The organism is Alishewanella sp. WH16-1 (genome assembly GCF_001441695.1).
Taxonomy (GTDB): domain Bacteria; phylum Pseudomonadota; class Gammaproteobacteria; order Enterobacterales; family Alteromonadaceae; genus Alishewanella; species Alishewanella agri.
In genome coordinates this window covers 1-1,334 of the sequence record NZ_LCWL01000100.1, presented here as the reverse complement: position 1 = coordinate 1,334, position 1,334 = coordinate 1, and the positions used below count along the sequence as shown (strand labels likewise).

Genomic DNA, 1,334 nt, shown 5'->3' with positions numbered 1-1,334 from the left:
ATTTCTGGGGATACCTCAGACGATGGGTAAGACTTAGCATTGTACTTTTTCCAGGTTTGTTAATTGGATTGGTTTTAGACTATCTAGGTTTAAAATGGTTTTACAATGATCTAATGTATTCTGGAGCTGACATTACTGGTTCCATTACAGGCGCATCTTTAACGATTCAAAACCTTATAGGTAATGCATTTTATCTTCAAACAATCATCGTACCAACCTTTGGAACGAATGGCGCACTATGGAGTTTAGCTAATGAATTTTGGTACTACATATTATTTCCATTCCTTGTATTAGCATTATCAAAAAAGGAGAACAAAAGAGTTCGATTATTTTGTTTATGTATATTCCTGGCTATTTTCTATCTTATTGGTTACAACATTGTCATTCTTTTTCCTATCTGGCTAACAGGGCTATTGTTAGTATTATATTTGAATAAAACTAAATATTTAAAAAAATCCAATATTTTAGTCATAATTACCGGTGTCTTTTTTATATTCTGTTCAATTGCAATCAGAATCATGCCTGAAATTGAAAACGGACTACTTTCCCGTATATACGTTGCTATTCCTTTCTTACTATTTTGCTTTGCAATTATTAGATCAGATAGAGAATTAATTAAACCTGATTATTATGCAAAGCAAGCACAGACGCTTGCAGGCTTTTCTTACACGCTTTATGTTATTCATACTCCTTTACTTTCTTTTATTCGAGGTTGGTTAATTCATGATTCTGGTTATTGGAGAGTGACAGTTAAAAATATTTTAATATTCTTTATCATTATTTTATTCATTACCTTGATCGCTTATTTATTAGCTAAAATTTCTGAAAACCACACTCAAAAAATTTATGAAAAACTAAAGATATGACATTAAAATAATGCATTAAATATGTTAATATCATTAACTCTGGCACTATTAAATTAGCACTGAATTTCAGTGAGTTATTAGGTAGCAATCCGTATATGACAGTAAAATTAGCAATTATTTGTGCGGCAAACCCAGGTAATGCCGGTATGTACAGTGTTGACTTAGCTGCTTATGAATTTTTCTCTCGGCATGGTATAGATTTTGAGTTATTCACCTCTCATGCTCCTTCACGATTTTTAAGATATAAATTTTTAAAGATTGGCGTTGAAATTGGCCATAAAAAAACAAAAGAATTTGGCAAACTTAAACTAAAACGATACTACGACGAAAAGCAGCTATCTTCCTTTACTCATGTTGTTTTTTGGGGAGACTTTACACCAAATCCTGCATACGGCTTCGGTGATTTCCACCATGTTGATAAGCGGTATGATGTGAAATGCAGTGAGACAGCTGAGGGATCCCCACAAA

The 1,334-nt window shown here is 32.5% G+C and carries 2 protein-coding genes; both read left to right on the top strand.

From position 1 onward, the window contains the following. Positions 1 to 866, top strand: an 866-nt coding sequence (locus AAY72_RS09970) for an acyltransferase family protein (protein ID WP_156411313.1), incomplete at its 5' end; no start/stop codon positions are given. Between the two features lie 95 nt (positions 867 to 961). After that, the coding region (locus tag AAY72_RS09965) for a hypothetical protein (protein ID WP_197408401.1) at positions 962 to 1,334 on the top strand (373 nt) is incomplete at its 3' end.